Annotated in this window: 5 protein-coding genes and 1 riboswitch; all 5 genes read right to left on the reverse strand. The window is 59.4% G+C overall.

The features are described 5' to 3' along the window. A partial coding sequence (locus AB7E65_RS11740; protein WP_428745987.1) for an aldehyde ferredoxin oxidoreductase N-terminal domain-containing protein occupies window positions 1–554 on the reverse strand: 554 nt, incomplete at its 3' end. A 35-nt stretch (window positions 555–589) separates the two neighbouring features. Then, window positions 590–709: riboswitch (molybdenum cofactor riboswitch) on the reverse strand. Window positions 710–933: 224 nt separating this feature from the next. After that, a complete protein-coding gene (locus tag AB7E65_RS11745; RefSeq protein WP_072286304.1) occupies window positions 934–1,959 on the reverse strand; it encodes a vWA domain-containing protein in 1,026 nt (341 codons plus the stop codon). A 9-nt stretch (window positions 1,960–1,968) separates the two neighbouring features. Next, window positions 1,969–2,769, reverse strand: a complete 801-nt coding sequence (locus AB7E65_RS11750) for a hypothetical protein (protein WP_072286303.1) — start codon at window positions 2,767–2,769, stop codon at window positions 1,969–1,971. Window positions 2,770–2,855: 86 nt separating this feature from the next. Next, on the reverse strand, window positions 2,856–3,968 hold the full coding sequence (locus AB7E65_RS11755; protein ID WP_072286302.1) for a vWA domain-containing protein: 1,113 nt from the start codon (window positions 3,966–3,968) through the stop codon (window positions 2,856–2,858). Next, window positions 3,961–5,389 (reverse strand): hypothetical protein (locus AB7E65_RS11760; protein WP_428745988.1); only part of this gene is annotated, 1,429 nt, incomplete at its 5' end. The genes AB7E65_RS11760 and AB7E65_RS11755, both read right to left, overlap by 8 nt.

Genomic DNA, 5,389 nt, shown 5'->3' on the forward strand with positions numbered 1-5,389 from the left:
CGGCCATGGGAGCGGATCTTCTGGTCGGGGTCCTTCACCGAGATGTTGGCGGCGGCCAGGCGGTTTTCGCCGGGGATGCCGATGGTCATGACGCCGATTTTGGTATCGTATTTGGCGTTCATGGCGTCAATGACGTCGAAGTTCTGCTTGCCGACCAGCTCGGTGGCGTCCTCGAAGGTCACGCCGTCCATGGTGACATGCAGGCGGTACCATTTGTCATCCTTGGGCTGGCCTTCGATGATCATGGCCTTGATGCCCATTTTGGCGAACTGCTGAGCGCTGGTGCCGCCGGAGTTCGATTCCTTGATGGTGCCGGTCAGCGGGCTCTTGGCGCCGGCAGACATGCGGCCGGAGTTGGCGGCCGGGGTGCCGGACAGCATGCCGGGAGCAAAAATCAGTTTGTTGTTGGGGCCGAGGGGATGGCACTGCGGGGGAACTTCCTTGGCCACGATGGTGGAAGTCAGCGCACGGCCACCCAAGGTGGCGTATTCGGCGGGGACTTCCTCGACCTTGCAGGTAAGGTCGTTCATGTTTACGCGCAAAATTTTGTTCATTGTCTTGCTTCCTCCCAATTTTGCTTTTCTTGGAATGGTTCCGGGTGAAATCTCCTTTCCAGAGAGGGAGGCGCCACTGTTTCCAGCGGAACCCTTCGGCCTGTCGCCATAAGGACCTTCCCAGTAGGCAGCGAGGCTCGGAGATCGGAATTTTGCGTCAGGTGCTGATGCTGTTGTCAAAGACTTTTTCCAATTTGTTGACTTATAACACAAAATAGAACGAAAGTTCAATAAGGTATGCTGTATACATTTCCAAAATGGTCATAAATTCTCTCCAGAATTTCAAAACACATTGAAAACATTATTGAAAAAAGTTTTTGGGAGGAATTGAAACGGCGTGGTTTTTTGGCTTGTTTCCAAGGGTTGACAGGGTTTTTGACTAGAGCAGCAAAAACAGGATGTAGCATAGCAGGCCCGTTGCCAGAAACAGAGGCGCAAGGTCGAAAGGCGCGGGGCGCGGGGGCAGATCGGCGGGGGTTGCCGCCGTGGTGCCGATATTGCGCAACAGTTGCGAAGCGACGTCATCGAGCGATTCGCCGGTCAGCTGGATATAGGAGCCTCCGGTGGTTTCGGCGATGGCCCGCAGGGTCCGGGCATCGAGTCGGGTTTTGAGGGGGATATCCTCGCTGTCCGTGAAAAAACCGTCGATATCGGCGGCGCCTTTGCGTCGTATGGGGATGAAGACATCCCGTTCGCGGCCGATGCCGATCGTAAACACGGGGGGCGGGGGCGCGTCACGCGAGGTGATGCTTTGCAGGATTTCTGCCTGGTTGTTTTCGGTATCTTCGCCATCTGTCAGCAGAATCACTGCACGGGCGGGGGTGCCGGTCTGGCTGGCAGCCATCAGTATGCCGCTGTCGAGTGCGGCTATCAGGTTGCTGCCCGATTCGGTCAGATCGCCGAGATCGGTATGCGTCGCCATATAGCGCAGAAATCCGTGATCGCGGGTCGGTGAGACGACTTCGATGCCGTTGCGCGCAAAAAAGAACAGACCGACCTTTTCTCCCTCCAGTCGGCTCAGCAGCGTCAGAACCAGTTGCCGGGCGGCATTCAGGCGGTTGGATACGGAGGTCACCGCCGGTTGGCCCGATAGCCGTCCGACAGCCATGTCTTCGGCGAGCATCGATTTGCTGACATCGATGCCGATCGCCAGCACCAGATTGTCGCTGATGTTTCCCTGCCGCAGGACGGTGATGGCGGGGCCGGCCAGTGCGGCTACCATTCCAGCCAGCCCGAGCAGAGGCAGCAGGCAGCGACCATAAAGCCTCCAGGCTCCCCTGCCGTTACGATCGAATCGAAACCGATGCCGCAACCGCTCCAGAAACCGCTCCGTGGACCAGATGCGCCACGCAACGGGGACAAGCAGCAGTAACAGCCAGAAACAGTGCGGATGACTAAAGCGCATGGCGTTGGCCTATTTCTCCACCCTGGTGTCCAGGGGCACGCCGGGCGCGAAGCCGGCCACATCCGGGATGAACGCCTCGAGTTGTTCCTGCACCTCGGACATGTTTTCCTGGGGGATTTCACTCAGGCCGATGCGCCTGTATTCACCGAGCCCGACGATAAGTTCCAGGTTCCAGCGTGGTATTGCCCTTTGCAGTGACGTGCTGCGAAGACCGTCGACGAGATCGATGGCGGTTTTGTAATCGTCAACGGCGTCGGACAGAAATTTTGCCGCCTTGCGCCCATCCTGTTCGAAGGCCAGTACGCTGTAGGCCAGCATGACCGAAACGTTCCCCTTGAGATTGTGCAACTTCCATTGCATGGGGGCAAAAAGGGCTTCGGGGTTTTCCAGAGCTGCTGTGCAGCTGTCGCGTAAAGCGAGCAGCTGTTCGTGAAAAGTTTTCAGATCCTGCTGCTGGGAGACGGCCAGATAACGATTGTTGAGGGCGGCGGTGATCTGTTTGAAGTCGTCGACACGGGCTCGCCATGTGCGCGCCAGCAGGGCATACTCGGCTTGCGGCAGGGACAGTCCGGATTTTTCGGCATCGGCAGTGATTTTTTCAAGTTCGGCCGCGGCGGCGGCGTGTTCTTTGATGCCGGACACGCTTGCCAGGCGCGTGTTGAGCCTTTCCAGAGCCGTGTGATGCTGGACCTTGCGCCACAGGCCGACGCCGCCAATGGTCACCAGCAGCAAACCGGTGAGGCCGATGGTGGCCAGGATGAAGGGGATCGCGGGTTGATAACGCCGAAGAATATTCGAAAAAAGAGCCATGATGCATTCCTCGCAGTGGTCGGCGGAAAATTTTCCCTGGGAGACGCGCCGGCAACGGTCGGCGTGTCATGGGTCCAAAGTGCCATTTACAGTTTGCGCAACCCCGGTACGCTGCGCAGCAGCAGATGCAGGATGGCAAGTCCAAGCCCCAGAAGGGTCAGTGGCTGCCGCAGCCAGCGGGGTTGCAGGGTAATTCGCGTCAGGTTGCGGTTGGTCTCCAGAATATCGATTTCCCGGTAGACCTCCTCGATCTGTGTCTGGTCCAGTCCCCTGGAGGTGACGAAAATGCGCCCGACGGTGGCTTCGCCCGCCGCCGGTTGCATGGCTTCCTCCACCGCCTGATCGACTTCGCCGCCAACGGAAATAATGTAAAACCGCACGCCGACCGCTTTCATCAACGTGATGAGGTTGACCAGGTTCGGCAGGCCGCCGTGGCGCACATGGGCACGCTGGGTCGGCTCGATGCGCCCGTCGGTGAAAAGGATGACGGCCATGCCCCTGCCGAGCGCGGCGTCGCGGATTTTCCGCGGGATATCGAGCAAGGATCCCGGTTTTCCGAGCAGGAATTCCCGCATGCCGGCAATCTGCTCGACGGTCAAGCGGTTTTCCTCGGGCAGCATGGAAAAAAACGCGGACAAAGACAGCCATACCGCTTCCGAGGCGTTGGTGCCGCCCCCCGCACCGAGTTCACGGTAAATCCGCGAATGGTTTCTGCTGCGCACCAGATCGAGTTTGGCCTTGAGCAGTTGCTTGTCGAAGGTCAGCGGCGCCAGCAGTTTGGCATAGCTGGAAAAGGCGATCAAACCGATGTAGTCGTCGTCGCGGCGCATATCGACAAACGAAGCGATGCCATCCAGGGCAAGGTCTCCCAGGGTCTGGTCGGAGTAGCGGCTGACCGGACGTTTCATGGAGCCGGACAGGTCAAGGGCCAGGAATATCCATTTCGATTCGATGAATTCTTCCATCGTTTCGCGAGAGTACCCGGGATTGGCCAGGCTTGCGACCAAACATGTATACACCAGGGCGAACAGGATGCCGTTGTAGTTGCGTTTCCAGAATCCGGGCCGCAGTTGCGCCATTTCCGGGGGCACCGCGGGAAATGGCAGCTTGCGTCGCGTGCGCCGGCGCAGCCACAGGAATCCGGGCGCCAGAAAAAGCAGCAGCAGCGCCAGAGGGTACTGGAGTTGCAAATCAGCCATGGTGTTCTGGCTCCGGCTCGTCCGATGGCTGAGCAGGGCTGGCCAATCCCTGCAGGGTCTCGATAAGCCATCCCGCCCGTGCCGTCAGATCTTCCGGGATACCAGCGGTTTCCTGAGCCAAGCTATGGTCGATACAGGCAAGCACCTCGGAGGCGGCTTGCCGGGCAGATGCTGGAAGGGTGGCTTCGATGCGGCGCAGGAATGACACGTGACTGCCCCCCTGGCGGTCCATGGCGATTCCGGAAAATTCAGCCAGGTATGCCTTGAGGGCCACGCCGAGCCCGGCCAGCGCATCCCGGCTTCCATGTTGACGAACGGCGGCAATCGCGTTGTCCACATCGGTTTGCAGCTGATTTAAAACATGGTTTTCGGGCTGTATGTCCGCTTCTTTCATATTTTTACGCCACCACCATGTTGCAACGGCGGCCAGCCCGGACAAAAGAAGGCCAACGGCCAGCAGCGTTATCTGGAGAGTGAGGGAGCTTGTTGCCCGGCGGGGTCCGGGCACTGTCAGGGGGCCCGCGGCAGCGACCTGCAGATCGAACCCTTCGGTGCTTTCCGGGATCATGGCGGCGATGCGCACCGGTTCTTCGACGGTTTTGATCAGCTGCACCTGGCTTTGAGGCGCGCGGCTGTCGATGTAATAGACGGGGATGCCGGGGATGCTGTATTCGCCGGTGGCGTAGATTCTGAGTTTTCCGGTGATGCGGATGGGGCTGTGATTCAGGTCTATGGCGCTTAACGGCGCGTCATAGCTGATGTCGTACAGATTGTGGAAGATCCCCGATGGCTTGAGATTGAGGTTGGCGATGGTGCTCGATTCGATTTTAATGCGTTCGGTGAAGCGGATTTCCAGGACGAACGGAATCGGGGTGCCTGGAGTGGCGCCGTTCATGCCGAGGGAAAAACGGACGCCTACCGGCGGAACCAACGGCATCAGCAGCGGCCGGGCCTGCTCCACCAGAATGTCTTCGGCAAGCAGGTTGGCGCTTTCCCAGACGCTTTGCCGACAGGGATCGATGGTGACCTGCTGCCGGCTGGAAACCGGGCCGTCACCGTCGGCCGTTGCGGCGACAGCTTGCAGCAGTGCCTGTCGACGGCGCGCGTCGCTGGCGGTTTTCCAGATGATTTCGATCTGTTCCAGAGGGGCGAAGAGGCGGTCGCCGATGTTCCAGGCCGGATGCGCGTAACGTACCATCCGGTCCTGTTGCAGGCGGGTCAGCAGACTCTGATAGGCTTCCTGGGACAGGTCGCGCCTTAATCGGTAGGCGGCCGTGGACGGAGCCCGCAAGGGATCGTACAGGATATGGCTGAAATATTCGCCGTACCGTTCATTGAGGGTGTCAAACGAAGGGGGCTCGACGGTCGGGCTATCGATGGCCTGAGCCTCGCCGGCGATGTCGGGACCGCTGTCCGTGGTT

Origin of the sequence: Syntrophotalea sp. (assembly GCF_050253115.1) — a bacterium.
Taxonomy (GTDB): domain Bacteria; phylum Desulfobacterota; class Desulfuromonadia; order Desulfuromonadales; family Syntrophotaleaceae; genus Syntrophotalea; species Syntrophotalea acetylenica.